At 74.2% G+C, this 24,703-nt stretch carries 22 protein-coding genes; 3 read left to right on the forward strand and 19 right to left on the reverse strand.

The annotated features are described in order from the left end of the window. Nucleotides 1-86: 86 nt before the first annotated feature. From infB to truB, 3 genes are all read left to right on the forward strand, one after another. Nucleotides 87-2,765 (forward strand): translation initiation factor IF-2, encoded by a 2,679-nt coding sequence (gene infB / locus ACLBXP_RS22235; protein ID WP_447670083.1) that lies wholly within the window; start codon nucleotides 87-89, stop codon nucleotides 2,763-2,765. Nucleotides 2,766-2,866: 101 nt separating this feature from the next. Continuing rightward, a complete protein-coding gene (gene rbfA, locus ACLBXP_RS22240) occupies nucleotides 2,867-3,301 on the forward strand; it encodes a 30S ribosome-binding factor RbfA (RefSeq protein WP_447670005.1) in 435 nt (144 codons plus the stop codon). A 106-nt stretch (nucleotides 3,302-3,407) separates the two neighbouring features. Further along, complete coding sequence (gene truB, locus ACLBXP_RS22245) at nucleotides 3,408-4,436, forward strand: tRNA pseudouridine(55) synthase TruB (RefSeq protein WP_447670006.1); 1,029 nt, start codon at nucleotides 3,408-3,410, stop codon at nucleotides 4,434-4,436. Here the strand turns inward: truB and ACLBXP_RS22250 are convergent. The 19 genes from ACLBXP_RS22250 to bchB all read right to left on the reverse strand — a co-directional run bounded on the left by ACLBXP_RS22250 (nucleotide 4,421) and on the right by bchB (nucleotide 24,703). Further along, nucleotides 4,421-4,552: a hypothetical protein gene (locus tag ACLBXP_RS22250; RefSeq protein ID WP_447670007.1), complete on the reverse strand. Its 132-nt coding sequence runs from the start codon at nucleotides 4,550-4,552 to the stop codon at nucleotides 4,421-4,423. The two genes, truB and ACLBXP_RS22250, sit on opposite strands and share 16 nt — an antisense overlap. After that, the gene (locus ACLBXP_RS22255; protein WP_447670008.1) at nucleotides 4,549-4,692 is read right to left on the reverse strand and encodes a hypothetical protein; all 144 of its coding nucleotides are present in this window, start codon (nucleotides 4,690-4,692) and stop codon (nucleotides 4,549-4,551) included. The genes ACLBXP_RS22250 and ACLBXP_RS22255 overlap by 4 nt, the downstream gene beginning before the upstream one ends. Then, nucleotides 4,689-5,744 (reverse strand): phytoene/squalene synthase family protein, encoded by a 1,056-nt coding sequence (locus ACLBXP_RS22260; protein WP_447670009.1) that lies wholly within the window; start codon nucleotides 5,742-5,744, stop codon nucleotides 4,689-4,691. The genes ACLBXP_RS22255 and ACLBXP_RS22260 overlap by 4 nt, the downstream gene beginning before the upstream one ends. Continuing rightward, nucleotides 5,725-7,254 carry a phytoene desaturase gene (locus ACLBXP_RS22265; protein WP_447670010.1) on the reverse strand — a complete coding sequence of 510 codons (1,530 nt, stop codon included), beginning with the start codon at nucleotides 7,252-7,254 and terminating at the stop codon, nucleotides 5,725-5,727. The genes ACLBXP_RS22260 and ACLBXP_RS22265 overlap by 20 nt, the downstream gene beginning before the upstream one ends. 62 nt (nucleotides 7,255-7,316) lie before the next feature. Next, entirely contained in the window at nucleotides 7,317-8,219 is a 903-nt protein-coding gene (gene bchO / locus ACLBXP_RS22270; RefSeq protein ID WP_447670011.1) for an alpha/beta fold hydrolase BchO, read from the reverse strand. Nucleotides 8,220-8,221: 2 nt separating this feature from the next. Next, a complete protein-coding gene (locus ACLBXP_RS22275) occupies nucleotides 8,222-9,880 on the reverse strand; it encodes a magnesium chelatase subunit D (RefSeq protein WP_447670012.1) in 1,659 nt (552 codons plus the stop codon). After that, nucleotides 9,877-10,848, reverse strand: coding sequence for a magnesium chelatase ATPase subunit I (gene bchI / locus ACLBXP_RS22280; protein ID WP_447670084.1), 972 nt, complete (start codon nucleotides 10,846-10,848; stop codon nucleotides 9,877-9,879). The genes ACLBXP_RS22275 and bchI overlap by 4 nt, the downstream gene beginning before the upstream one ends. Before the next feature lie 161 nt (nucleotides 10,849-11,009). Further along, the gene (gene hemA, locus ACLBXP_RS22285) at nucleotides 11,010-12,227 is read right to left on the reverse strand and encodes a 5-aminolevulinate synthase (protein WP_447670013.1); all 1,218 of its coding nucleotides are present in this window, start codon (nucleotides 12,225-12,227) and stop codon (nucleotides 11,010-11,012) included. Nucleotides 12,228-12,275: 48 nt separating this feature from the next. Further along, nucleotides 12,276-13,109 carry a putative photosynthetic complex assembly protein PuhE gene (gene puhE / locus ACLBXP_RS22290; protein ID WP_447670014.1) on the reverse strand — a complete coding sequence of 278 codons (834 nt, stop codon included), beginning with the start codon at nucleotides 13,107-13,109 and terminating at the stop codon, nucleotides 12,276-12,278. An 11-nt stretch (nucleotides 13,110-13,120) separates the two neighbouring features. Next, entirely contained in the window at nucleotides 13,121-14,197 is a 1,077-nt protein-coding gene (gene acsF / locus ACLBXP_RS22295) for a magnesium-protoporphyrin IX monomethyl ester (oxidative) cyclase (RefSeq protein ID WP_447670015.1), read from the reverse strand. Beyond that, complete coding sequence (locus ACLBXP_RS22300; RefSeq protein ID WP_447670016.1) at nucleotides 14,194-14,499, reverse strand: hypothetical protein; 306 nt, start codon at nucleotides 14,497-14,499, stop codon at nucleotides 14,194-14,196. The genes acsF and ACLBXP_RS22300 overlap by 4 nt, the downstream gene beginning before the upstream one ends. Beyond that, nucleotides 14,496-14,966: a photosynthetic complex assembly protein PuhC gene (gene puhC / locus ACLBXP_RS22305; RefSeq protein ID WP_447670017.1), complete on the reverse strand. Its 471-nt coding sequence runs from the start codon at nucleotides 14,964-14,966 to the stop codon at nucleotides 14,496-14,498. The genes ACLBXP_RS22300 and puhC overlap by 4 nt, the downstream gene beginning before the upstream one ends. A 12-nt stretch (nucleotides 14,967-14,978) precedes the next feature. Further along, complete coding sequence (gene puhB, locus ACLBXP_RS22310; RefSeq protein ID WP_447670018.1) at nucleotides 14,979-15,650, reverse strand: photosynthetic complex putative assembly protein PuhB; 672 nt, start codon at nucleotides 15,648-15,650, stop codon at nucleotides 14,979-14,981. Further along, entirely contained in the window at nucleotides 15,647-16,420 is a 774-nt protein-coding gene (gene puhA / locus ACLBXP_RS22315; RefSeq protein ID WP_447670019.1) for a photosynthetic reaction center subunit H, read from the reverse strand. The genes puhB and puhA overlap by 4 nt, the downstream gene beginning before the upstream one ends. A gap of 12 nt (nucleotides 16,421-16,432) precedes the next feature. After that, complete coding sequence (locus ACLBXP_RS22320) at nucleotides 16,433-17,875, reverse strand: BCD family MFS transporter (RefSeq protein WP_447670020.1); 1,443 nt, start codon at nucleotides 17,873-17,875, stop codon at nucleotides 16,433-16,435. Then, nucleotides 17,872-18,573, reverse strand: coding sequence for a magnesium protoporphyrin IX methyltransferase (bchM, locus tag ACLBXP_RS22325; protein WP_447670021.1), 702 nt, complete (start codon nucleotides 18,571-18,573; stop codon nucleotides 17,872-17,874). Before bchM ends, ACLBXP_RS22320 begins: the two co-directional genes overlap by 4 nt. 10 nt (nucleotides 18,574-18,583) lie before the next feature. After that, nucleotides 18,584-19,480, reverse strand: coding sequence for a ferredoxin:protochlorophyllide reductase (ATP-dependent) iron-sulfur ATP-binding protein (bchL, locus tag ACLBXP_RS22330; protein ID WP_447670022.1), 897 nt, complete (start codon nucleotides 19,478-19,480; stop codon nucleotides 18,584-18,586). Next, nucleotides 19,477-23,199 (reverse strand): magnesium chelatase subunit H, encoded by a 3,723-nt coding sequence (locus ACLBXP_RS22335; RefSeq protein WP_447670023.1) that lies wholly within the window; start codon nucleotides 23,197-23,199, stop codon nucleotides 19,477-19,479. The genes bchL and ACLBXP_RS22335 overlap by 4 nt, the downstream gene beginning before the upstream one ends. Then, a complete protein-coding gene (bchB, locus tag ACLBXP_RS22340; RefSeq protein ID WP_447670024.1) occupies nucleotides 23,174-24,703 on the reverse strand; it encodes a ferredoxin:protochlorophyllide reductase (ATP-dependent) subunit B in 1,530 nt (509 codons plus the stop codon). Before bchB ends, ACLBXP_RS22335 begins: the two co-directional genes overlap by 26 nt.

Raw genomic sequence — 24,703 nt, forward strand, 5'->3', positions numbered from 1 at the left:
AGGCCGCGCCGGCACCCCGGCCCGCGGCGCCCGCCGCTGCCCCCCGTCCGGCCGCGGCGCCGCGCACCGGCACCGTCCTGCGCACGTTGAGCGAGCACGAGCAGGGCGCCCGCGCGGCGGCCCTGGCCGACGCGCAGCGCCGCGAGCAGGAGAACCGCCGCCAGGCCGAGGCCGACGCGCAGGCCCGTCGCGAGCAGGAGCAGGCCGCGGAGCGCGAGCGCCAGGCCGCCGAGGCCCAGCGCCGCGAGGCCGAGGCCCGCCATCGCCGCGACGAGGATGCGCGCCGCGCCGCCGAGGCGCCGGCTGAGGCGGCCCCCGCGCCGCAGGCCGCCAAGCCCGCCGAGGCCAAGCCCGCCGAGGCCAAGCCCGCCGAAGCCAACGCTGCCGAAGCCAAGCCCGTCGAGCCGGTCGCGGCCGCCCAGGCGGCACCGGCGGCGAAGCCCGCTCCGGCTGCTCAGCCCGCCCAGGCCGCCCGTCCGGCCCAGGCGCCGCAGCCCGCGGCATCCGCCCGTCCGGCCGCCCCGGCCGCCGCCCGTCCGGCCGGTACCCCCGTGCGTCCGGCCGCGCGTCCGCCGCTGACGCCGCGTCCGGCCTCGGCCGAACCGCGCCGCACCATCACGGCCGACGTGCGCAAGCCGCGCGACCTGAACTTCATGGCCCGTCCGGCCCCGCAGCCCGAGCCCGAGAAGAGCCCGAGCGCTGCGACCGCCGCCCGTCCCGCCGGCGCCACCGCCGCGCGCCCGGCCGGCCGTGCCGCCGCCACCCCGGCCGAGGACGAGGCCGAGACGAAGCGCGTGATCCGGCGTCCCGGCATGCCGCTCAAGATCATCACGCCGCCCAAGACGCCGAAGTCGCCGGGCGGCGACCGCAACCGCGGCCGCCTCACCATTGCCAACGCCACGGCGGGCGAGGAGGAGCGCACGCGCTCCGTCGCCTCGTTCCGCCGCCGCCAGCAGCGCATGAGCGGCCACCGCCAGGCGGAGCAGAAGGAGAAGCTGTCCCGCGAGGTGACGATCCCGGAGACGATCACGATCCAGGAGCTTGCCAACCGCATGTCGGAGCGGGCCGTGGACGTGATCCGCCTGCTGATGAAGCAGGGGCAGATCCACAAGATCACCGATGTGATCGACTCGGACACCGCCCAGCTCATCGCGGAGGAGCTCGGCCACACCGTGCGCCGCGTCGCCGAGTCCGATGTCGAGGAGGGCCTGACCTCCGACGAGCCGGATCTGGAGGAGGATCTCGATCCGCGTCCGCCGGTCGTGACCATCATGGGCCACGTCGACCACGGCAAGACCTCGCTCCTCGACGCGATCCGCAAGGCGAACGTCGTTTCGGGCGAGGCTGGCGGCATCACCCAGCACATCGGCGCCTACCAGGTGGCGGCGCCCTCCGGCGACCTCATCACCTTCATCGACACCCCCGGCCACGCGGCCTTCACCTCGATGCGCGCCCGCGGCGCCAAGGTGACGGACATCGTGGTGATCGTGGTGGCGGCCGATGACGGCGTGATGCCCCAGACCGTCGAGGCGATCCAGCACGCCAAGGCGGCGGGCGTCCCGATGATCATCGCGGTCAACAAGATCGACAAGCCGGACGCGAACCCGCAGCGGGTCCGCACCGAGCTGCTGCAGCACGACATCCAGGTCGAGTCGATGGGCGGCGAGACCCTGGAGTTCGAGGTCTCGGCCAAGACCGGCGACGGCCTGCCGGAGCTCCTCGAGGGCCTGCAGCTCCAGGCCGAGATCATGAACCTGCGCGCCAACGAGAAGCGCGACGGCGAGGGCACGGTCATCGAGGCCCAGCTCGACCGCGGCCGCGGCCCGGTGGCCACCGTGCTCGTCCAGCGCGGCACGCTGTTCACCGGCGACATCGTGGTGGCCGGCGCCGAGTGGGGCCGCGTGCGCGCCCTCATCGACGACCAGAGCGAGAACGTGCAGTACGCCGGGCCGTCCGTGCCCGTGGAGGTGCTGGGCTTCAACGGCACCCCGGACGCGGGCGACCGCGTCATCGTGGTGCCCAACGAGGCCCGCGCCCGCGAGGTCACCGAGTACCGCGCCCGCGTGAAGCGCGAGCGGCTCGCCGCCCGCACCGGCGGCGCCAACCGCTCGCTCGTCGACATGATGCGCGAGATGAAGGAAGGGGCCGGCCGCAAGGAGCTGCCGATCATCATCAAGGGCGACGTGCAGGGCTCGGTCGAGGCGATCTCGGGCGCGCTCGACAAGCTCGGCAACGACGAGGTCGGCGCGCGCATCCTGCTCGCCGGCGTCGGCGGCATCACCGAGTCGGACGTCACCCTGGCGCAGGCCTCGAAGGCCGTCGTCATCGGCTTCAACGTGCGCGCCCACAAGGAAGCGCGCGAGGCGGCCGACCGGGCCTCCATCGAGATCCGGTACTACAACATCATCTACGACCTCGTGGACGACATCAAAGCCACGATGTCGGGCATGCTGCCCCCGACGCTCCGCGAGGAGCGCCTGGGCGAGGCCCTCATCCAGGAGGTCTTCGAGGTCTCGAAGGTCGGCAAGGTCGCGGGTTGCCGCGTCCAGGACGGCATCGTCGAGCGCGGCGCCCATGTCCGCCTGATCCGCGACAACGTCGTGATCCACGAGGGCAAGCTGAAGACGCTCAAGCGCTTCAAGGACGACGCCAAGGAGGTCACCTCCGGCCAGGAATGCGGCATGGCCTTCGAGAACTTCGAGAACATGCGCGCCGGCGACGTCATCGAGTGCTACCGGGTCGAAGAGATCCGCCGCACCCTCTGATCCCGGCCTCCGGGCCGTCGCGGCGGCTGCGGCACCTGCCGCGGCCGCCGCTTTCTTTTTGACCTCGCCGTCCCCGGACGGCGCGACTGCGAACCGATGCCATGGCTCAGAAACCCACCCAGGCCGGACCCAGCCAGCGCCAGCAGCGCGTGGCGGAGCTCGTCCGGCACGCGCTGGCCGAGGTGCTCCAGCGCGGCGACATCCAGGACCCGGTCCTGGGCTCCCACGTCGTCACCGTGCCGGAGGTGCGGATGTCGCCGGACCTGAAGCTCGCCACCGCCTACGTGATGCCGCTCGGCGGGCAGGACGAGGCGCCGGTGATCGCCGCGCTGGAGCGCAACCGGCGGGTGCTGCGCCAGGAGGTGGCCCGGCGCGTGAACCTGAAATACGCGCCGGAGCTGCGCTTCCGCCGCGACGAGACCTTCGACGAGGCGGCCCGCATCGACCGCCTGCTCCGCAGCGACCGGGTCCAGCGGGACCTCGAGACGGCGCCCGACGCCGAGGCCGACGAACCGGAGGCCGGCCCGGGGCATTGACCCGGCTCCAGGCCCTCGCAGCAACGCAGCAACAGAGCCCGCGGCGTGCCTGCCGGCGGGCGGCGGGTGAACCGGTGCGGCCGGCCCGTCATCGTCCGAGGAACCCATGAGCGACCATCCGCCCGTCGAACGCCCCGCCTCCGCGCCCGAGATGCCTCGCGGCGAGCGCCGGGCCCCCGACAGCCGTCGCCCGCCCCGCGGCGCCCCGCGCCCCGACCGTCCGCGCAAGCGCGACGTCAACGGCTGGGTGATCCTCGACAAGGGCGTCGGCATGACCTCGACGCACGCGGTGGCGATGGTGAAGCGCGCCTTCAACGCCAAGAAGGCGGGCCACGCCGGCACCCTCGATCCGCTGGCCTCCGGGATCCTGCCGATCGCCCTCGGCGAGGCCACCAAGACCGTTCCGTTCGTGATGGACGGACGCAAGGCCTATCGCTTCTCCGTGAGCTGGGGCGTCGAGACCGACACGGACGACGCCGAGGGCCGCCCCGTGGCGACGAGCGACGACCGGCCCACCCGCGAGCAGGTCGAGGCGGCCCTCCCCCGCTTCATCGGCGCCATCGAGCAGGTGCCGCCGCGCTACTCCGCCATCAAGATCCAGGGCGAGCGGGCCTACGACCTCGCCCGCGACGGGGAGGTCGTGGAGCTCGTCGCGCGGCCGGTGCAGATCGACCGCCTCGCGGTGGTCGAGCACGGCCCCGAGACGACGGTGATCGAGGCCGAGTGCGGCAAGGGCACCTACGTGCGGGCGCTGGCGCGCGACCTCGGCCGCGTGCTCGGCTGCCGCGGACACGTCTCGGCGCTGCGCCGGACCCGCGTCGGCCCCTTCGCGGAGGCCGAGGCCTGCAACGTCGCCGCCCTGGAAGCCGCGGGTCCGGAGGCCGGCGCCGCGCACCTGCGCCCGGTGGAGACGGCGCTCGACGCCCTCGCCTCCGTCGCGATCTCCCGCGACATGGCCCTGCGCCTGATGCGCGGGCAGCCGGTGCTCCTGCGCGGCCGCGACGCGCCGACCGAGGGGCGCATCTTCGCGACCTGCGGCGGGATCCTCGTCGCCGTGGGCGACGTGGAACAGGGTGAGCTCGTGCCCCACCGGGTGTTCCACCTCGGCGGGACAGCGCCTCAGCGGCTCGCCTGATCCTCGCCCGCCCGCTCGCGGGCCGCCCGGTCGGCCCGGATGCTGCGGCGGATCGCGACGAGCTGCCAGGCCGCGAGGCCGATCAGCAGGAGTTCGAGGGCGGTCGCGGCGATCACGGCCGCCCCTTGTCCGGGCCGGTCCCGTCCCGGTCGCGGCGGATGCCGCGCTTGAGGACGACGAGCTGCCAGACCGCGAGGCCGAGGGCGAGGGCGAAGACCAGCCCGATGTCGAAGACCGCGAAGAGCGGGTCGGTCACGGCGCAACGCCGCGCGCCAGCGCCTCGCGCTCCCGCAGTACCTCGATCAGGTCGAGCACCCGCACCACCTGGCCCGGCAGGTCGTACCACGGCACGACCCGCGGAAGTGCCGCGGCGCCCTGGGCCGACACCGCCTCGATCAGGAAGGCGACCTCGGGGAGCGGCGGCTCGGCGCAGGCCTGCTCGCCCGGCAGCGGCAGGGCGGCGCGGGCCAGCAGCGCCAGCTTGCGCGCGCCCGGGACGCGGGCGCGCCGCGTGACCGAATCGTACCCGTTCGCCGCGATCACGCTCCCGATCTCGGCATAGATCAGCCGCGCGGCCCGGATCGCCGGGCGGCAGGCGAGCGGCAGGCCCGGGATGCCGGCCTCGGCGCGGGCGTAGAGGAGGTCGGCGGCCGCGAGCAGCCGGGCGACGACGGCGCGCAGGCGCGGATCCGCCGCCCGCATCCCGGAGAGCTCGGCCGCGTCGAGCCCCGCCTCGGCGAGCCAGCTGGCCGGCAGGTAGAGGCGGCCGGCGCGCAGGTCCTCGCCGACGTCGCGGGCGATGTTCGTGAGCTGCATCGCGACGCCGAGGTCGCAGGCCCGGCCAAGCACGGCGGGGTCGCGCACCCCCATGATCAGGGTCATGGCGGCGCCGACCGAGGCCGCCACCCGCGCCGCGTAGGCCGTGAGGTCCGACAGCGTCTCGCAGCGCCGCCCGGCGGCGTCCCAGGCGAGCCCCTCCAGCAGCGCCGCCGGCACCGCGTAGGGGATCGCGTGCCGGGCGACGATGCCGGCGAGCGTCCGGTCGGCGGGGTGGTCGGCCGGGTCGCCCGCGTAGATCCGGTCGAGCCGGTCGGTCAGCCGTGCGACGGCCCCGGCGGTCGCGTCCGGCGCGTCCACCGCATCGTCCGAGAGCCGGCAGAAGGCGTAGAGGCCGTGGGCCGCGCGGCGCACCTCCGGCGGCAGCAGCAGGGCGGCGGCGTGGAAGCTGCGGGAGCCCGCGCGGATCGCGGAGCGGCAGGCCGCCCGGTCGACGGCCGATGCGGCGGGCTCAGGCGTGGACACGCGCATCCGGGACCACCCTGTCGAGCACTCGTGCGGAGGAGAGGACGCCGGGCAGGCCCGCGCCCGGATGGGTGCCGGCCCCGACGAGGTAGAGGTTCGCCACGTCCTCCGAGGCGTTGTGCGGCCGGAACCAGGCGGATTGCGTCAGCACCGGCTCGATGCCGAAGCCGGAGCCCCGGTAGCTCAGGAAATCGTCCGCGAAGTCCTGCGGCGTTGTCACCCGCGAGGTGACGATGGCCTCCGACAGGCCCGGGAGGACGCTCGCCTCCAGCGCGCGCGCGATGGCCGCCCGGTAGGGCTCGGCCTCGCGGGCCCAGTCCTGGCCGCCCGCGAGGTTCGGCACCGGCGCGAGCACGTAGAAGGCGTCGTGGCCGGGCGGGGCCAGCAGCGGGTCCGTCTCGGTCGGGCGATGCAGGTAGAGGCTGAAATCCGGCGCCAGCGCCTTGCGGCGGAAGATGTCGTCGATCAGGCCGCGGTAGCGGGGGCCCATCAGGATGGTGTGGTGGGCGACGTTCGGGTACTTGCGGCGCGTGCCGAAGTACCAGACGAACAGGCCCATGGACGAGGAGGCGCGGGCGAGGCGCCGGTCGCTCCAGCGCCGCCGCGCGGCGGCCGGCAGCAGGTGCCGGTAGGTGTGCGCCGAATCGGCGTTGGAGACGACGAGGGCCGCGCCGATCCGCTCGCCGTCGGCGAGCCGCACGCCGCGGGCGCTGCCGCGCTCCACCAGAATCTCGGCGACCTCGGCGCCGCAGCGGACCGTTCCCCCCTGCCCGCGGATCAGGTCGCAGAGGCCGTCCACGAGGCGGCCGGTGCCGCCCATGGCGAAGTGCACGCCCCAGCGCCGCTCCAGGTGCGCGATGAGGCAGTAGATCGCGCTGGCCCGGAACGGGCTGCCGCCGATCAGCAGCGGATGGAAGCTGAAGATCGTGCGCAGGCGCTCGTCGCGGATGTGGCTGGCCACCACGTCGTAGACGCTCCGGTGCCCGCCGAGCCGCAGCAGGTCCGGCATGATCCGCAGCATGTCGGTGAACGAGCCGAACGGGACGTGGCCGAGCTCCTCGAAGCCGACGCGGCAGATCTCGGCGCTGCGCGCCATGAAGCGCTCGTAGCCCGCGACGTCGGCCGCCGAGAACTTGGCGACCTCCCGGCGCATCGCCTCCGGGTCGCCGCTGTAATCGAAGCTGGCGCCGTCCTCGAACCGGATGCGGTAGAAGGGCCGCATCGGCGCGAGCGTCACGTCGTCGGCCATGCGACGGCCGCACAGCGCCCACAGCTCCTCGAACAGGAACGGCGCGGTGACGATGGTGGGGCCGGCATCGAAGGTGAAGCCGTCCTGCCGGTGCACGCGGGCACGGCCGCCGGGCTGGTCGAGGCGCTCCAGCACGCTCACCCGGTAGCCCCGGGCCCCGAGGCGGATCGCGGCGGCGAGCCCCCCGAAGCCGCTGCCGATAACGACAGCGTGCGGCCGGCGATCGGCCGATGGTTCCGACGTTCTTGACGCGTCGAGTGTCAACATAGTTTGACATTATGGGTGAAGCGCAGCCGGAGGCAAGGGGGTTTCGCGGGGCATCCGGCGCTTCAACCGGGCGGCAGGATGCCGGCGCTCTCCGCCTCGGCGATGACCAGGCCGGCGACCCGCTCCGGCGCCTCCTCGTGCGCGAGGTGGCCGACGTTGCGCAGGGCCTCGACGCGGGCATCGGGCAGGCGCTTTCGCAGCGCGAAGGACACGTCCGGGCTGATCGCCTTGTCGGACAGCCCCACCACCAGGAGCGTGCGGATTCCGAGGCGGCCGAGATCGCGATCGAGGGCGTCGAGGTTCCAGTTCGCCATCATGCCGAGCGCCCCGGCGACGTGGCCGGGGCACCGGAACAGCCGGCCGTAAAGGTCGAGCCCGGCGCCGTCGAGGGTCGAGCCGGTGCCGCGGATCAGCCGCTCCACCGCCGCCCGGTCGGCCGACCAGGCGAAGATGCGCGGCGTGACCGGGTTGAGGAACAGCATCCGGGCCATGCCGGGGAACAGGATGCCGGCCATGCCCGGGAAGGGCTTGAGGGCACCGTTGAGCGCCACGAGGAGGCCCGGCGCGATGCCGCCGTCGAGGCAGAGCCGGGCGAGGATCGCCGCCCCCGCCGAGTGCCCGATCGCGACGCTCGGGTTCGCGCCGAGGGTCGTCAGGAGGGCGCTCAGAGCCTCCGCCATGCCGGGCAATGACAGGCGCCGGTCCGGCAGCGGGTCGGTGAAGCCGTGGCCCGGCAGGTCCGGCGCGACCACCCGGAAGCGGGCCGCCAGCACCGGCATCAGCGCGCGCCAGGAATGGGTCGCCGCCCCGGTGCCGTGGACGAGGAGCAGCACCGGCGCGGCCGGGTCGCCCATCTCCTGCAGGTGCCAGCGAAGGCCGCCGGCCGACACGAACCGGCTCGCCGCGCGGTTCGGCCAGTCCCGTCCCTCGCGGTCCCAGTCCGGCCTGTCCTGCGACGGGGGCATCCTCAAGCCGCGGGGCCCGCGGCCCGCACGGCGGCGCTGAGGCTGCCCGCATCCGCCCGCGGCAGGGCGAGGTAGCGGGCGCCCATCGCCTCGGCGAGGTGGCGCGCCGCCTCCTGCGGGCGGGCTGCGGTGTCGACGAGGAGCGCGCCGAGGCCGGCGGCGCGCAGGGCCCGGGCGGCCCCGAGGGCGTCGGCCGCGGCCTGGGCCCGGCCCGGTTCGCCCGAGCGCGCGACGTTGGCGCGCCCGTCCGTGAGGAGCACCACGACCGGGCTGCCGCCGGAGCGGCGCACCCCGAGGGCGAGGGCGAGGGCCGCATCGAGGCCCGCCGCGAGCGGCGTGCCGCCGCCGCCGGGCAGCGCCGCGAGGCCGCGCTTCGCCCGCACCAGGGAGCGGGTCGGCGGCAGCACGAGGTCGGCGCCCGCGCCCCGGAAGGCGACGAGGGCGACGCGGTCGCGCCGCACGTAGGCTTCGGCCAGCAGCAGCTCCACGGCGCCCTTGGCCTCGGCGAGGCGCTCCAGGGCGGCCGAGCCGGAGGCGTCCACGGCGAAGATCGTCGTGGTCTCGCTGCGGCGGCGGAAGCGGGTGATGCGCAGGTCGTCGGCGCGGATCAGGATGCGGTCGCGGCGCCCGCGCAGGCGCTGCCAGGGGGCTGCCGCCCGCAGGGTCTCGACGAGGGCGAGGCGTCCGCGCCGCGGATCCCCCGCCCGGGTGCCGGCCGGGCGGCCCACGCGCAGCGACGCCGATTCGGCGCCCGCGCGTCCGCCCGCGGCCTGGCGCGCGGCGCCGGCCGTGAGCTGCGCGAGCAGGTTCGGCGGAATCGCGGCGCGCGCCGCCTCCAGCACCACGTCCTCCAGGGCGCGCGCTTCGCTCGCCCCCTCCTCCGCTCCGTCGCCGGTCTGCGGCGGCGGTTCGGCCGCCTCGGGCGGAGTGGCCGGCTCGGGAAGCCGCGTCGCCCGCGGCGCCAGGACGAGCCGGGCGGCGAGCACGAGATCGGCCTCGCTCACCGCGCCGCGCCCCGCGCGCCGGGCGGCCAGGCGCGCCGCCCGCAGGGCGAGGATCGGCGCCCGGAGCGAGGCGATGCCGAGGGCCACCGCGACCTCGCACAGGCGGGAGGCGGGATCGGGCTCGGCGCCGGCGTCGGCCTCCGCGCCGGAAGACTCGTCCATTTGTCGAACGCCCACCTCCGTCAGGTCGACGTCGAAGGCCAGGCGGTCGGCGAGCGCCGCGGGCGCGCGCTCGTCCCCCTCCCCTTCGTCGAGGAGCACGAGGCCGAAGCGGGCCGGCCGGTCCCCGGCGCGGCCGCTGTCGAGGGCGGCGGCGAGGCGCGCGGCGGTGCCGGCGCCCAGGCGCTCGGCCATCGGCACCACCACCAGCCCGCCGTCGGCCTCGGCGAGGAGGCCCGCCTGCGCCACCGGGCGGCCGGCCGCCAGCGTCGCGGCGAGGTCGAGGCCGCCGAGGAGGCGGTCGTCCGATATGCTCAGCGGCAGCCGCCGAAGCGGCGCGCCCGGCGCGAGCCCGGCCCGCAACGCGGCGAGCCAGGCGTCGCGCACCGGGCCGGGGGCCGCCCGCAGGCGGATGCCGCCGAGGCCGTGCGGGTCGGCGGCGAGGAGACGCGCGGCCTCCAGGGCGTCCGACCAGGCTGCACGGCCGCGCTCGCTCACGGAAGCACCTCGGCCACGGCGCGTGCGACCCGCGCCGTCGAGCCCGCCTCGTCGAGGGGGTTGCGGCGCAGGCGGTGGCGCAGGGCCGAGGGCGCGAGGCGGCGCAGGTGCGCGGCCGAGACGGCGGCGGCCCCTTCGAGGGCCGCGAGCGCGCGGGCGGTCCGCATCAGGGTCAGCTCGCCGCGCAGGCCGTCCGTGCCGAGCGCGAGGCAGAGGCGGGAGGCGGATTCGAGGGCCGCATCCGGCACCGCCACGGCGGCGAGGCGCGCGCGGGCGTCCGTGATCGTCCGGGCGAGGGCCCGCTCGGCCGGCGCGTGGGCCGCCGCGAAGGCGGCGGGATCCTGCTCGTAGGCGTCGCGCCGGCGCACCACCGCGATCCGCTCCGGGATCTCGGTCGGCGTCGTCACCTCGACGGCGAGGCCGAAGCGGTCGAGGAGCTGTGGGCGGAGTTCGCCCTCCTCCGGGTTTCCGCTGCCCACGAGGACGAAGCGCGCGGGGTGGCGCACGCTGAGGCCCTCGCGCTCGACGGTGTTCACGCCCGAGGCCGCGACGTCGAGGAGGAGGTCCACGAGGTGGTCCTCCAGGAGGTTCACCTCGTCGATGTAGAGGAAGCCGCGGTTCGCCCGGGCGAGCAGGCCCGGCTCGAAGGCGCGCTCGCCGCGGGTGAGCGCCCACTCGAGGTCGAGGGCGCCGACCACCCGGTCCTCGGTGGCGCCGAGCGGCAGGTCGACCACCGGCACCGGGACGGACCGGCTCCGCCGGCGGCCGGAGGCGGCCGCGCAGTGCGGGCAGGCGGCGGCGGGGCTTGCCGGGTCGCAGGCGTAGGGGCAGTCCGCCACCGCCCGCATCGGCGGCAGCAGGGCGGCGAGCGCCCGGATGGCCGTGGACTTGCCGGTGCCGCGATCGCCGAAGGCCAGCACGCCGCCGATGCCGGGATCCACAGCCGCGATCAGCAGCGCCTGCCGCAGCTCCTCCTGCCCGACGATCGCCGTGAAGGGGAACGGCGCGGGCGCGGCCCGACGGCGCCGGGCGCGCGCCGGCCGCGCCGCGGCGGGCGCCGTCCAGGGCTCGTCGCCATCGGGCGGCGCGGCGGCGTGCGCGCCGCGGCCTTCGTCGAGCATCATGGCGGCTACTCCGCGGCCGCCTTCTGGAGCCCGATGCGGGACCAGACGGCGGAGAGGGACGCGACGAGGTGCTCGATGTCGGCGTCCGTGTGCAGGGGCGACGGCGTGATGCGCAGGCGCTCGGTGCCCCGCGCCACGGTCGGGTAGTTGATCGGCTGCACGTAGATGCCGAACTCGTCGAGCAGGGTGTCGCTGATCGCCTTGCAGAGCACGGGGTCGCAGACCATCACCGGGACGATGTGGCTGTCGTTGGGCAGGCACGGGATGCCGGCGGCGTCGAGGCGCTCGCGCACCTGGGCCACCCGGCTCTGGTGCTGGGCCCGCTCCACGCCGCTCGCCTTGAGGTGGCGGATGCTCGCGGCGGCGCCAGCGGCCACCGCGGGGGGCAGCGAGGTGGTGAAGATGAAGCCGGAGGCGAAGCTGCGCACGAAGTCGCAGAGCCTGGCCGAGCCCGTGATGTAGCCGCCGTGGACCGCGAAGGCCTTGCCGAGCGTCCCCTCGATCACGTCGAGGCGGTGGCTCAGGCCCTCGCGCTCCGAGATGCCGCCGCCGCGCGCGCCGTAGAGGCCCACCGCGTGGACCTCGTCGAGGTAGGTGAGCGCCCCGTGCGCCTCGGCCACGTCGCAGATCTCGGCGATCGGCGCGATGTCGCCGTCCATCGAGTAGACGGATTCGAAGGCGACGAGCTTCGGGCGGCCGGGCTCGATCAGGGACAGCTTGCGGTCGAGGTCGGCCGGGTCGTTGTGCCGGAAGATCTGGCGCTCGGCCCGGCTCGCGCGGATGCCCTCGATCATCGAGGCGTGGTTGCCCTCGTCGGAGAGGACGACGCAGCCGGGGAGCTTGCCGGCGAGCGTCCCGAGAGCCGCCCAGTTCGAGACGTAGCCCGAGGTGAACAGGAGCGCCGCCTCCTTGCCGTGCAGGTCGGCGAGCTCGGCCTCCAGCAGCACGTGGTAGTGGTTGGTGCCCGAGATGTTGCGGGTGCCGCCGGCCCCGGCGCCGCAGCGGTCGAGGGCCTCGTGCATGGCCGCGAGCACGTCCGGGTGCTGGCCCATGCCCAGGTAGTCGTTCGAGCACCAGACCGTGACGGGGCGCGCGCCGTCCGGCCTGTGGTGGGTGGCGTGCGGGAAGCGCCCGGCCTGCCGTTCGAGGTCGGTGAAGACGCGGTAGCGCCCCTCGCGGTGGAGGCCCTGCAGCGCGTCGCCGAAGTAGGCTTCGTAGTCCATCGCGTGTCTCCCCAGGTCCGGTTTCGCGCGGGTTCTTGTGCCCGCGCCTCAGGCGGCGTCGCGGCGGCCGAGATCGGCCGGTTCGCGGGTGGTGACGGAAAGGGCGGCGGGGCCGGGCGCCGCCTCGCGCGCCGGCAGGCTCCACTGCCAGAGGGCGGCGACGGGCAGCGGCAGCATCAGGAACCAGTGCTCCAGGGTGGCCAGCGCCATCAGGGTGGTGAGGATCGTGTAGCCGACGGCCTCGTGGGCGAGGATGTCCTCGGCGAGCGCCGCCCGGCCGAGGAGTGCGGCCGCGATCGTGCCGAGGCTGACCGAGACCGGGAACAGCAGGTTCATGGGCTTCCGGGTGAGGAAGCAGCCGAGGTAGCGCAGGTGGTCGGGCAGGAACTCGGCGTGCAGGTTGCGCACCCCGAGGAACAGGTTGAGCCGGGCCGAGAGGTTCATCGCCCAGAGCATCAGGTAGGTCCACAGGGCGAGCCGGTTCGGGCCGCCCCAGGTGAGCGCCAGGATCGCGAGGGCGCCCAGCACGATGGCGGCCTCGTGCCAGAGGCTCGTGGCCGCCGCCGCCCGGAACCGGGCGAGGCCCCGGGTGCCCGGCGGGCAGGCATGCGGGGCGGGGCCCGAGATGAAGCCCATGTAGTAGCTCATCTCCTGCCAGCCCCAGACGAGGAGCGCCGCCGTGAAGGCCGTGTAGGCCCCCGCCTCGCTCGCATCCCCCGCGCTCGCGCCGATCATCCAGAGGGCGCCGGCCAGGGCGAGGGTCGCCCCCGCCATGCTCCACGGGAAGGTGCGGCGCGGCAGGTGGTCGAGCAGCAGGATCAGCCCGGTGGAGAACCACCAGACCGCCACCGCGTAGAGGGCCGGCACGGCGTAGGGCGACATCGGCTCTCCCGTCACCAGACCGGCTGCAGGCGGATCTCGGCCGGCATCGGGTTGTCGACCGCCGGCAGCAGCAGGAGGCGCCCGAAGGTCACCGCCGCCCGCGCCGCCTGCCAGGCGTGGGCCACCCGCCCCCCGAGCCCGCCGCGCGCCCGGGCGTCGGCGATCTTGCCCGAGCAGTCGAGCAGCACGTCGAGCAGCGCCTTGAAGCGCGGGTTGTCGAGGTCGAGGGTGAGCGGGAAGGTCTGCCGCGAGATCTCGGAGGTGATGCGGAAGACCTTGAAATCGTACTCGGTCGGGTCGACGCCGAGCGCTGCGTGGAAGGCCGGCCGGCAATGGTCGCGCACGTACATCGTGGCGAAGACGGCGAGCAGGAAGAACTTGATCCAGTAGCGGTTGAGGCCGCTCGTCAGCTTCGGGTTCGCGCGCATCAGGAGGGCGAACGCCTCACCGTGCCGGAACTCGTCGTTGCACCACTTCTCAAACCACTTGAAGATCGGGTGGAAGCGCCGCTCGGGCGTCTTCTCCAGCTCGCGGAAGATCGTGATGTAGCGGGCGTAGCCGATCTTCTCGGACAGGTAGGTCGCGTAGAAGATGAACTTCGGGCGGAAGAAGGTGTACTTCTTGGCCTTCGTCAGGAAGCCGAGATCGACGCCGATGCCGAAGTCCTTCAGCACGTCGTTGATGAACCCGGCGTGGCGCGCCTCGTCGCGGCTCATGAAGCCGAACAGCTCGCGGATGTCGGGGTTCTTGGCGCGCTTGCGCATCTCCGCGTAGAGCACGCAGCCCGAGAACTCCGCGGTGATCGAGGAGACAAGGAAGTCCAGGAATTCCTTGCGCAGCTCCGGGTCGAGGCCGGACATGTCGAGGTCGAACTCGGCATTGCGCACGAAGTGGCGCTTGTTCGGGTCGGCGCGCAGCTCGTCGATGAGAACGGTCCACTCGGCCCGCACCGGCTCGACGTTCGTGCGGTCGAGCTCGGCGAAATCCGTGGTGTAGAAGCGCGGCGACAGGAAGGTCGTCTCCTGCGCGGAGCGGGTCGCCTCGTTGACCGGAACCTTCGGGAGCGGGTGCTTGATCGGAGCGTTCACAGTCTCCTCCTCTCGGTGAAGCTGACCTCGTAGAGCTCGGTGAGCTCGAGGTGGCCGGCGAGCTTGGTCCAGAGGCGCTCGATGCGGCCGGCGCGGGTCACGGTGGCGGTGCGCTGCACGACGAGGCGCTCGCCGTAGGGCACGGAGGTCGGGGCGTCGTGCACCTGCACGGCGTCGCCGGGCTCGATCTCGAAGGGCGCGTCGAGGCTCACGTGGGCGTGGAGGCTCTCGGGCGTCTGCTCGATCTCCACGGTACAGGGCACCTCGACGCTGCGGCGTCCGTTCAGCCAGTCCAGGATCATCGCGCGGTGTCCTCCGTGGAGACGAGTTTCGGCAGGAGCTTCGCGAAGGCGCCGGCATTCGTCGCCCCGAAGGCCTCGAGGTTCACGCGGCGCCCGGTCGTCTCGTCGGTGAGCGCCAGGGTGCCGTCGTCGTACCGGGTGAGCACGAAGGGCTGCTCGGCGGTGAGGCCGGCCCGCAGCCGGGCCTGGGCGAAGCCCCGCAGCGTGGCCCGCAGGAAGTTGTCCCGCCCGGGCTCGACGGTCTCGATCAGCCGCCGCGTGCCCGCATCCTGCAGGAGGATCGACCCGTCCGGGCGGTCCGCGACGGTGAGGGCGACGCTCGCCACCGGGCTCGCCTCGGGCATCCGGGTGATGCCGACATCCTCCGTGCGGCCGACGAGCACCGCCAGCATCGTGAAGGCGAGGAGCGCGCCCGCGCCGATCAGGATCCCCGGCGGGATGGCGCTCTCGGCGGCATGCTCGGACATCACCGTCCCCCCTCAGCGCGAGCCTGCCGCCGCGAGGCGCGGGGGCACGGCGTTCTGCGGGGCGGCGACCGGCGGCCGGGCGACGACGATCGGTGCCGCGGTCTCCTCGCGGGGGTGTGCGGCACCCTGGACGGCGCGGGCGATCAGGGCCGAGACCGCCTCGGCATCCGGCACCGAGCGGAGCATCGGCTGCGGCTCGCTCACCCGCCAGGGCCGGGCATGCGGCCAGAGCTGCAGGTAGGCGATGCGGGTGCCCGCCCGGAGGCGCAGGGCGAAGTCCCCGGTACCGTCCCGGAAGCGGTTGAGGCCGACCTCCTCGATGCTGCCGAAGGGCAGGTTGAGGGTGATCGGCAGGGCGATGCCGACCTGCATGACGAGCCGCCGGTTCGTCACCGTGTAGGTGGTGGTGCGGGCGGTGAGCCAGGCGAGGAACCCGATCAGCGCGAGGCCGAGGGTGCCCCCCGCGAGCGTCAGGCCTGCGGCGCGCAGGCCCGTGAGGGCCGAGGTCTCGGCGGGGGCCGGGAGGGCCGTCCAGAGGGCGAGGCCGCCGAACCAGAGCGCCACGAGGCGCCAGTGGAGGGCCCGCACGGCGATGCCGGCGGCGCTCGGGCGCCCCTGCCAGAGGACGTGCTCGCCCGCCGGAAGGGCCTCGGGCAGGCCGGGGTGGATCGGGGGGGCGCTCACAGCAGGGTCTCCGCGCGGGCGGGGGTGGCGTAGAGCGTGCCAGCGCCGAAATAGGCGACGATCCGCTCCTCTTCGTAGAGGGTCACCGAATCCGGATCCGCGTGGTCCGGGATGCCGGCGAACTGCGCGGCGAGCAGCGCCTCCGTCTTCACCGTGCGGGAGAAGCGCCCGGTGGTGCAGAAGGTAGCGGGCATCAGGACGCGCCGTCCACCCGCGCCGAGCTCCACCTCGTAGTAGCGCACCAGCGCCTCGCCGCGGTCGAGCCAGAGATCGCAGACCACGCCGGCCACGCCCCGGTCCGCCCCGAAGACGGTCATGCCGATGGGGTTCGGGCCGTCCTCGTGCACCACGAAGTGCGTGGCGACCCGCAGCGGGACGATGCGCTTCTCGCCGTCCCAGGTGCGGTCGTAATCGTCGTCGCGGCGCACCCACGAGCCGGGGCCGACATGGTCCTCCATGGGGGAGCCGGTCGGGCTGAGGGGGGCGCCGGGCCAGGGCTCGCGCTTCGCGCCCGAGAAGTTGCGGTCGGGCTTCGTGTCCATCTGCGGCGCGGACTTCACCTTGCCGTCCGAGAGGTGGAACAGCTTCGGCGTGGGGATCAGGATCGGGTCGGGCGCCTTGAGGGTGCCGGTGACCTCGGCCTCCAGCGGGTAGCCCTCGCGGCGGTCCTCCCGGCGCAGCCAGAAGACGAGGCCCGCGAAGAAGATCCAGAACGCGTAGAGGACGACCTGTGCGACGTCGACGTAACCCGTGATTTCACCTCTGGGCATGGCTGAGCTCCATCACTCGGCGCGGACGAAGGGGGCGGCGGAGAGGCGAGCGTCCCTCTCCGTGTGGTCCCTCCGGCGCGCCGGCTCGCGCACGAGGGGGCCGATGGCCACGAGGGTCGCGAACAGCAGCGCGATCTCGATGTGGTAGACGATCAGGTAGCCGATCGAGGCGTCGTTCATCGCCTCGCCGAGGACGCCGGAGACGGCGAGCCCCGAGCCGACGTCGCGCACGATGCCGCTCGCCGCGATGGCGAGGCCCGCCGCGCTCGCCTGCACGGCGCCCCAGGCGCCGAGCGCCAGGCCGGTATCCTCCGGCCCCGCCTGCGCCATCGAGGCCGTGAGCGTGCCGTGGGCGAACAGGCCGCCGCCGAGGCCGATCAGCGTGACGCCGGTGGCAAAGAGCTGCGCCGAGGCGAGCGGGGCCGCGAAGACCACCGCCGAGAAGGCCATGATGCCGACCACCGCGCCGGCGGCCGCCACCCGGAACGGGTCGCCGCCCCGGTTCAGCCAGCGGGCCGCGACGAGGAGGCCGAGGCCGCCGCCCGCCGCCAGCATCGCGGTGAGCGCGGTCGTGGCGGCGACGGAAAGGTGCAGGATCTGGCCGCCGTAGGGCTCGAGCAGGATGTCCTGCATCGAGAAGGCGGCGGTGCCGAGCCCCGTGGCGACGAGGCGGCGGCGGGCCGGGCCGTTGCCCGCGTAGGCCGCCCAGGACTCCGAGAAGCGCGGCCGGGGCGCGTCCGCACCGGTGCGGCCGGGGGCCCGGGCCTCCTGCTTCCACAGGGCGAGGCCGTTCAGGATGATGGTCGCGAGCGCCGCGCCCTGGATCACCTGGATCAGCCGGACGGCCGAGAAGTCGGCGAGCAGGAGCCCGAAGGCCAGCGCGCTCACCATCATCCCGGCAAGCAGCATCACGCAGAGGAGCGCCACCACCTTCGGCCTGGCACGAGCGGGCGCCAGGTCGGTGGCGAGGGCGAGGCCCACCGTCTGCACCGTGTGGAGGCCCGCCCCCACCAGCACGAAGGCCAGGGCCGCGGCGGCCTGGCCGGCCCAGAGCGGGCCGGTGCTGTCGCCCGACAGGAGCAGCAGCGCGAAGGGCATGATGGCGAGGCCGCCGAACTGCAGCAGCGTCCCGAACCACAGGTAGGGCACCCGCCGCCAGCCGAGCACCGAGCGGTGCGTGTCCGAGCGGAAGCCGACGACGGCGCGCAGCGGCGCGAAGATCAGCGGCAGCGAGAGCATCACCGCGACGATCCAGGCCGGGACGGCGAGCTCGACGATCATCACCCGGTTGAGGGTGCCGATCAGCAGCACGGCGGCCATGCCGACGGTGACCTGGAACAGGGAGAGCCGCATCAGCCGCCCGAGCGGCAGCTCGGCGGTCGCCGCGTCGGCGAACGGCATCAGGGCCGGGCCGAGCCGCATCAGGGAGCGGGTCATGGTGCGGCCGCGGCTCATCGGCGCCCCAGCTCGATGGCGTTGGAGAGGTAGAACCCGCTGTTGATCCGGCGCGTGCGGCGAATCGCGAAGCCCGCGAGCGCCGGCTCGGCCGCGATGCGCCGGGCGAGGCCGCCCTGCGTGATCGGCACGATGGCGGGTGCCCGGTCCCCCTTGGGGAACAGCTTGCCGGCCGCGTGCATCAGGGTCAGGAGCGCCGTGCGGGGCGCCACCGTGAAGACCACGGAGCCCCGCGTGCGCCCGCCGAGGGCCGCGAGCGCCCGGGCGATGTCGGGCCCGGCGTAGTGGATCAGGCTGTCCATGGCGACGACGTGGTCGAAGCGCCCGAGCCCCGGATCGAGCATGTCGCCCACCCGGAAATCGATGCGGCCGGCGCCCGGCACGGCGCCGATGCGCTCGCGGGCGAGGCCGATCAGCGTCGGCGAGACGTCGATGGCCACGACCTCGGCCCCGCGGCGGGCGGCCTCCAGGCTGAGCGCCCCGGTGCCGCAGCCGGCATCGAGCACCCGCAGGCCCGTGAGATCCTCCGGCAGCCAGGAGAGCAGCGTGCCCCGCATGGCGTCGCGCCCGGCCCGCACCGTGGCGCGGATGCGGCTCACCGGCGCGTCCGAGGTGAGGCGCGCCCAGGCCTCGACGGCGGTGCGGTCGAAGTAGGTCTCGAGTTGGCCGCGGCGGGCCGCGTAGCTGGGGCTTGTCATCGGGTGCGCCTCAATCGAAGCCGAGGAATTCGAAGAGGTCGCGGTCCTTCATGGGGATCGCGTTGAGCGGCTTGCCGCCAGCCCACAGGTAGGCTGCGAGCCGCAGGTACTCGTTCTGGACGGCTTCGAGCTCGGGCGTCGGCTCCATCTCGAACAGGGTCGACTTCTTGAGGCGGGAGCGGCGCACCACGTCGAGGTCGGGGAAGTGGGCGACCCGCTCCAGCCCGACCGCGGCGTTGAAGCGGTCGATCTCGTCGGTCTTCGCCGAGCGGTTGGCGATGACGCCGCCGAGGCGCACGTTGTAGTTCTTCGCCTTGGCGTGGATCGCCGCGACGATCCGGTTCATGGCGAAGATCGAGTCGAAGTCGTTGGCGGTGACGACGAGCGCCTGCTCGGCGTGCTGCAGGGGCGAGGCGAAGCCGCCGCAGACCACGTCGCCGAGCACGTCGAAGATCACCACGTCGGTGTCCTCGAGGAGGTGATGCTCCTTGAGGAGCTTCACGGTCTGGCCGACCACGTAGCCGCCGCAGCCGGTGCCGGCGGGCGGGCCCCCGGCCTCGACGCACATCACGCCGTTGTAGCCCTCGGCCACGAAGTCCTCGATGCGCAGCTCCTCGGAATGGAACTGCACTGCCTCCAGGGCATCGATCACCGTGGGGGCGAGGCGCTTCGTGAGGGTGAAGGTCGAGTCGTGCTTGGGGTCGCAGCCGATCTGCAGCACGCGCTTGCCGAGCTTCGAGAAGGCGACCGACAGGTTCGACGAGGTGGTCGACTTGCCGATGCCGCCCTTGCCGTAGACCGCGAACACCTTGGCGGTGCCGATCTTCACGGTCGGGTCCAGCTCGACCTGCACGCTGCCTTCCGGCTGCTTGCGGGCTGTGATCGGATTTCTGATGGCGATGTTCATGCGGCGACCTCCCGGCCGATCCCTGGTGTGATGCCTTCGAGCCGGTCCTCCAGCTCCTCCTCGGCCCGGTCGAGAGCCTCGCGCGTCGCCGCGTCGGGGGTCCAGAAGCCGCGCTGGTGCGCCTCGATCAGCCGGTGGGCGACCTTGGCGGAGGCGGTGGGGTTGAGCGCGGCCATGCGCTCGCGCATGGCCGGGTCGAGGACGTAGGTCTCGGTGATGCGCTCGTAGATCCACGGCGCCACCTGGTTGGTGGTGGCCGACCAGCCCACCGTGTTGGTGAGGTGCGCCTCGATCTGGCGCACGCCCTCGTAGCCGTGCCCGAGCATGCCCTCGACCCATTTGGGGTTGAGCATCCGGGTGCGGGTCTCCAGCGCCACCTGCTCGGAGAGGGAGCGCACCCGCCCCTCCCCCCGGGTCTGGTCGCTGATGTAGATCGGCACGCTCTCGCCGCGGGCGCGGGCCACAGCCCGGCCCATGCCGCCGAGCCCGTCGAAGTAGTGATCGACGGACGTGACCCCCACCTCGACCGAATCGAGGTTCTGGTAGGCGAGGTCGACCCGGGCGAGGACGCTCTGCATCAGCGCGCGCTGGGGCGCCGGGCGGCCGGTGCGGCCGTAGGCGAAGCTCTTGCGCTTCGAGAAGGTCTCGCAGAGCTCGGCCTCGTCGTCCCAGGCGCCCGAATCCACGAGGTGGTTGACGTTGGCGCCGTAGGCGCCCTCGGCGTTGGAGAAGACCCGCAGCGCCGCGGTCTCCAGGTCGATGCCGTGCTCGGCCTGGATGGCCAGCGCGTGCTTGCGCACGAAGTTCATGTCCGCGGGCTCGTCGGCGGTGGCCGCGAGGTAGGAGGCCTCCGCGAGGAGCTTCGTCTGCAGGGGCAGCAGGTCGCGGAAGATGCCCGACAGGGTCACCACCGCGTCGATGCGCGGGCGCCCCAGGGTCTCCAGCGGGATCAGGTTCGCTCCGGCGAGGCGCCCGTAGCCGTCGAAGCGCGGCTCGGCGCCGATCAGCGCCAGCGCCTGGGCGATCGGGCCGCCCTCGCTCTTCAGGTTGTCGGTGCCCCACAGCACGAGGGCGACGCTCTCGGGGAGCGGCCGGCCCTCCTCGGCGTGCCGGGCGAGGATGCGCGCGACCTGGCGCGTCGCGTCCGCCACCGCGAAGGCGGAGGGCAGGCGGTAGGGGTCGAAGCCGTGAATGTTCCGGCCGGTCGGGAGCACGGCCGGGTTGCGCAGGAGGTCGCCGCCGGCCACCGGCGGCGCGAAGCGGCCGTCGAGCGCCCGCAGCAGGGCCGGAACCTCGCTGTCCGTCGCGAGGTGCCGGTTGGCCTCCGCCAGGCCCGCGAGGGCGGCCCGCGTATCGGCGTCGTCCGCGAGCCCCGCCGCCGACAGGATCGCGGCCGGGGCCTCGCCCGCCGCGAGCCGCGCGGCGGCCGCGGGCGGCAGGAGGAGCCCGTGGGAGGCCTCCGCGAGGGCGGCCAGCAACTCGGCCCGCTCGGCCTCGGGCGTGCCCGCGCCAACGACGTGCAGCCCGTGCGGGATCAGCGTGTGCTCGAGCTCGGTGATCGCCCGGGCGAGGTCGCCGACCGGCCGGCCGAGGTCGCCGCTCCAGGCGGGCTCGGCCGCCACGAGGTCGAGGGCGGCGGCCTGCGCCTGGATCATCGCCGCGAGGTCGCGCCGCTCGGCGGCCGCCTCGGGGGCGAGGCCGCGCCAGCGCTCGACGGAGGCCTTCAGGTCGATCAGGCCGCGATAGAGCCCGGCCTGGGCGAGGCTCGGCGTCAGGTAGCTCACGAGGGTCGCGGCCGAGCGGCGCTTGGCGAGCGTGCCCTCGGAGGGGTTGTTGGCCGCGTAGAGGTAGACGTTCGGCAGGTCGCCGATCAGCCGCTCGGGCCAGCAGGCGGCCGAGAGCCCCGCCTGCTTGCCGGGCATGAACTCCAGCGCGCCGTGCGTGCCGAAGTGCAGCACCGCGTCGGCGGAGAAATCCTCGCGCAGGTAGCGGTAGAAGGCCGAGAAGGCGTGCGTCGGCGCGAAGCCCTTCTCGAAGAGGAGCCGCATCGGGTCGCCCTCGTAGCCGAAGGCGGGCTGCACCCCGACGAAGACGTTGCCGAACTGCGCGCCGAGGACGAGGAGGCCGCTGCCGTCGGAGAGGTGGCGGCCCGGGGCCGGGCCCCACTGCGCCTCGATCTCGGCGAGGTGTGGCTCGCGGCGCACGTGCTCGTCGGCCCCGATGCGGGCGTGGACGTTGGCCGCGGTGCCGTGGCGGGCCGCGTTGCCGGCGAGGATCCGGTTGCGCAGGTCGTCCACCGTCTCGGGCACCTCGACGGCGTAGCCGTCCTGAGCGAGGCCCTTCAGCACGTTGTGGAGCGAGGCGTAGACCGACAGGAAGGCGGCGGTGCCGGTGGCGCCGGCATTCGGCGGGAAGTTGAACAGCACCACCGCGAGCCGGCGCTCGGCCTTCGGGCGGCGGCGCAGGTCCACGAGGCGGGCGACGCGGGCGGCGAGGCGCTCGGCGCGCTCGGGGTGGACGCTCATGTCGCGGGCCCGGTCCGGGCCGGAGCGGCTGGAGCGGCCGCCGAACACCATCGGCGCGGCGGCGCCGTCGAGCTCGGGGATCGCGACCATCATGGTCGCCTCGACGGGGGAGAGGCCGCGGTCGGAGGCCTCCCACTGCTCGATCGTCTGGAACTCCACCGCCTGCGCGGCGAGGTAGGGCACGTCGAGGTCGCGCAGCATCGCTTCGGCCGCGGCGGCATCGTTGTAGGCGGGGCCGCCGACCAGGGAGAAGCCGGTGAGCGAGACGAGCGCGTCCACCGCCGGCCGCCCGTCGCGGCGGAAGAAGGCCTCGACCGCCGGGCGGTTGTCGAGGCCGCTCGCGAAGGCCGGGACCACCGCGAGGCCGCGGGCCTCGAGCGCCGCGATCACGCCGTCGTAGTGGGCGGTGTTCCCGGCGAGCACGTAGGAGCGCATCAGCAGCAGGCCGACGCGGCCGCGGGCGGGCCCCGCGGGCCGGGGCAGGCGCGCCGGATCCTCGCCGACGCGCGGGCTCATGCGCGGATGGTAGAGGCCGGTCTCGGGATAGCTCAGGGGCGCGGGCGCCGCCGCGATGGCCCGCCAGGGCTCGCGGGGGCCGGCCGCGTAGCGCCCGACGAGGAAGCGCACGAGGCTCGCCACGTTCTCGTCGGAGCCCGAGAGCCAGTATTGCAGGGTGAGGAAGTAGGCCCGCACGTCCTGCGCGGAGCCCGGGATGAAGCGCAGGATCTTCGGGAGCTTGCGGATCAGCGCCATCTGCCGGGCGCCGTTGCCCTGCGCCGGGCCCTTGCCGCGCAGCCGCTTGAGGAAGTCGAGGGCGCCGCGCTGCGACCCGTCCATGGCGAAGCGGTTGAGCCGGGTCGTCTTCACGATCTCGCCCGCCGAGAGGCAGCCGATCATCGCGTCGCACGCCGCGCGGCGGGCGAGCAGGTCCGGCAGCACCGCGCGGACGTGCTCGTCCATGAACAGCATCGCCGAGAGCACGATGTCGCCCCGCGCGATGTCGGCCTTGCAGGCGGCGAGCGCGGCCGGGTCGGCCTCCCAGTCGGCGGCCGCATGGAAGCTCAGGCGCAGGCCCGGCATCTCGGCCGAGAGGTGCTGGCGCGCGCGCTCGACGGCGCTCGCCAGGTGGTTGTCGAGCGTCACGATGACGACGCGGATGTCGGGCCGCTCAGCGGCCGAAATGCGCTTTGGCATCGTACAGGGTCTCGAGGGTGATGAGCGGGAGCGACCGCTCGCGGGCAAAGCGCTCGGTGTTGGCGCGGGCCTTGCCGCGCACGAAGAACGGGATCTTCCTGAGCTCCTTCTCGGCCTCGGCCGCCCATGCGACCGCGCCGTTGACGGTGACCTGCGTGACGGGCTCCGCCACGGCCTCGACCTTGGGGCCGAGGTGCGAGGGCGCCGTGCCGACGAACTCGCGGTCCTCCCGGAACATGCCGAGGAGATGCTCCTCCAGGCCCATCATCAGGGGGTGGACGAGGGTGTCGAACAGCACGTTCGCGCCCTCGAAGCCCATCTGCGGCGAGGTGCGGGCCGGGAAGTCCTGCACGTGGACGGGGGCCGAGATCACCGCGCAGGGCAGGCCCAGGCGCTTGGCGATGTGCCGCTCCATCTGGGTGCCGAGCACCAGCTCGGGCGCCGCCGCCTGGATCGCCGCCTCAACGTCGAGGTAGTCGTCGGTGATCAGCGCCTCGATGCCGTGCTCCGCCGCCTCGGCCCGGACCTCGCGGGCGAATTCCCGCCCGTAGGTGCCGAGCCCCACCACCGTGAAGCCGAGCTCGGCCCGGGCGATGCGCGCCGCCGCGACGGCGTGGGTGGCGTCGCCGAAGATGAAGACCCGCTTGCCCGTGAGGTAGGTCGAGTCGACCGAGCGCGCGTACCAGGGCGCCCGCGAGCCGTGCTCGGCCAGCACCGGGCCGGGATCGACGCCGGCCACCCGCGCGACCTCCTCGACGAACCGCAGGGTCGCCGTGAAGCCGATCGGCACCGTCTCGACCATCGGCTGCCCGAAGGTCTTGCGCAGGTACTCGCCCGCGCTGCGGGCGGTCTCGGGGTAGAGCACGACGTTGAAGTCGGCTTCTGCCAGCCGCCCGAGATCGGCGGGCGTCGCGCCCATCGGGGCCGTCACGTTCACGTCGATGCCGAGGCGGGCCAGCAGCCCGGTGATCTCGGCGACGTCGTCGCGGTGGCGGAAGCCGAGGGCGGTCGGGCCGAGGAGGTTGCACGAGGGCCGGGCCTTCGCGGGCCGCTCGGCCGCGGCGGGCCGGGCCAGCGCCCGCACGAGGCGGTAGAAGGTCTCCTGCGCGCCCCAGTTCTCCTTCTTCTGGTAGGCGGGCAGCTCCAGGGGAATCACCGGCACCGGCAGGGCGAGGGCCTTGGCGAGGCCACCCGGATCGTCCTGGATCAGCTCGGCGGTGCAGGAGGCGCCGACGATCATCGCCTGCGGCCGGAAGCGCTCGTAGGCATCGGCCGCCGCGCGCTTGAAGATCTCGGCGGTGTCGGCGCCGAGGTCGCGGGCCTGGAAGGTCGTGTAGGTGACGGGCGGGCGCTCGCCGCGCCGCTCAATCATCGTGAACAGGAGGTCCGCGTAGGTGTCGCCCTGGGGGGCGTGCAGCACGTAGTGCAGCCCCCGCATCGCGGTGGCGACCCGCATGGCCCCGATGTGGGGCGGTCCCTCGTAGGTCCAGAGCGTGAGCTGCAT

It is taken from the genome of Methylobacterium sp. A54F, assembly GCF_053346035.1.

Excerpts from the sequence above, each read along its gene's own strand:
- ACLBXP_RS22320 (WP_447670020.1), bottom strand. The coding sequence starts at position 17,875 with ATGAGCCGCGGCCGCACCATGACCCGCTCCCTGATGCGGCTCGGCCCG.
- bchO (WP_447670011.1), bottom strand. The coding sequence starts at position 8,219 with ATGCCCCCGTCGCAGGACAGGCCGGACTGGGACCGCGAGGGACGGGAC.
- truB (WP_447670006.1), top strand. The coding sequence starts at position 3,408 with ATGAGCGACCATCCGCCCGTCGAACGCCCCGCCTCCGCGCCCGAGATG.
- puhE (WP_447670014.1), bottom strand. The coding sequence starts at position 13,109 with ATGTCGCCCTACGCCGTGCCGGCCCTCTACGCGGTGGCGGTCTGGTGG.
- hemA (WP_447670013.1), bottom strand. The coding sequence starts at position 12,227 with ATGGACTACGAAGCCTACTTCGGCGACGCGCTGCAGGGCCTCCACCGC.
- ACLBXP_RS22335 (WP_447670023.1), bottom strand. The coding sequence starts at position 23,199 with ATGCCAAAGCGCATTTCGGCCGCTGAGCGGCCCGACATCCGCGTCGTC.
- bchL (WP_447670022.1), bottom strand. The coding sequence starts at position 19,480 with ATGAACATCGCCATCAGAAATCCGATCACAGCCCGCAAGCAGCCGGAA.
- ACLBXP_RS22265 (WP_447670010.1), bottom strand. The coding sequence starts at position 7,254 with ATGTTGACACTCGACGCGTCAAGAACGTCGGAACCATCGGCCGATCGC.
- bchB (WP_447670024.1), bottom strand. The coding sequence starts at position 24,703 with ATGCAGCTCACGCTCTGGACCTACGAGGGACCGCCCCACATCGGGGCC.
- puhA (WP_447670019.1), bottom strand. The coding sequence starts at position 16,420 with ATGCCCAGAGGTGAAATCACGGGTTACGTCGACGTCGCACAGGTCGTC.
- rbfA (WP_447670005.1), top strand. The coding sequence starts at position 2,867 with ATGGCTCAGAAACCCACCCAGGCCGGACCCAGCCAGCGCCAGCAGCGC.
- ACLBXP_RS22300 (WP_447670016.1), bottom strand. The coding sequence starts at position 14,499 with ATGATCCTGGACTGGCTGAACGGACGCCGCAGCGTCGAGGTGCCCTGT.
- ACLBXP_RS22260 (WP_447670009.1), bottom strand. The coding sequence starts at position 5,744 with ATGCGCGTGTCCACGCCTGAGCCCGCCGCATCGGCCGTCGACCGGGCG.
- puhC (WP_447670017.1), bottom strand. The coding sequence starts at position 14,966 with ATGTCCGAGCATGCCGCCGAGAGCGCCATCCCGCCGGGGATCCTGATC.
- bchM (WP_447670021.1), bottom strand. The coding sequence starts at position 18,573 with ATGACAAGCCCCAGCTACGCGGCCCGCCGCGGCCAACTCGAGACCTAC.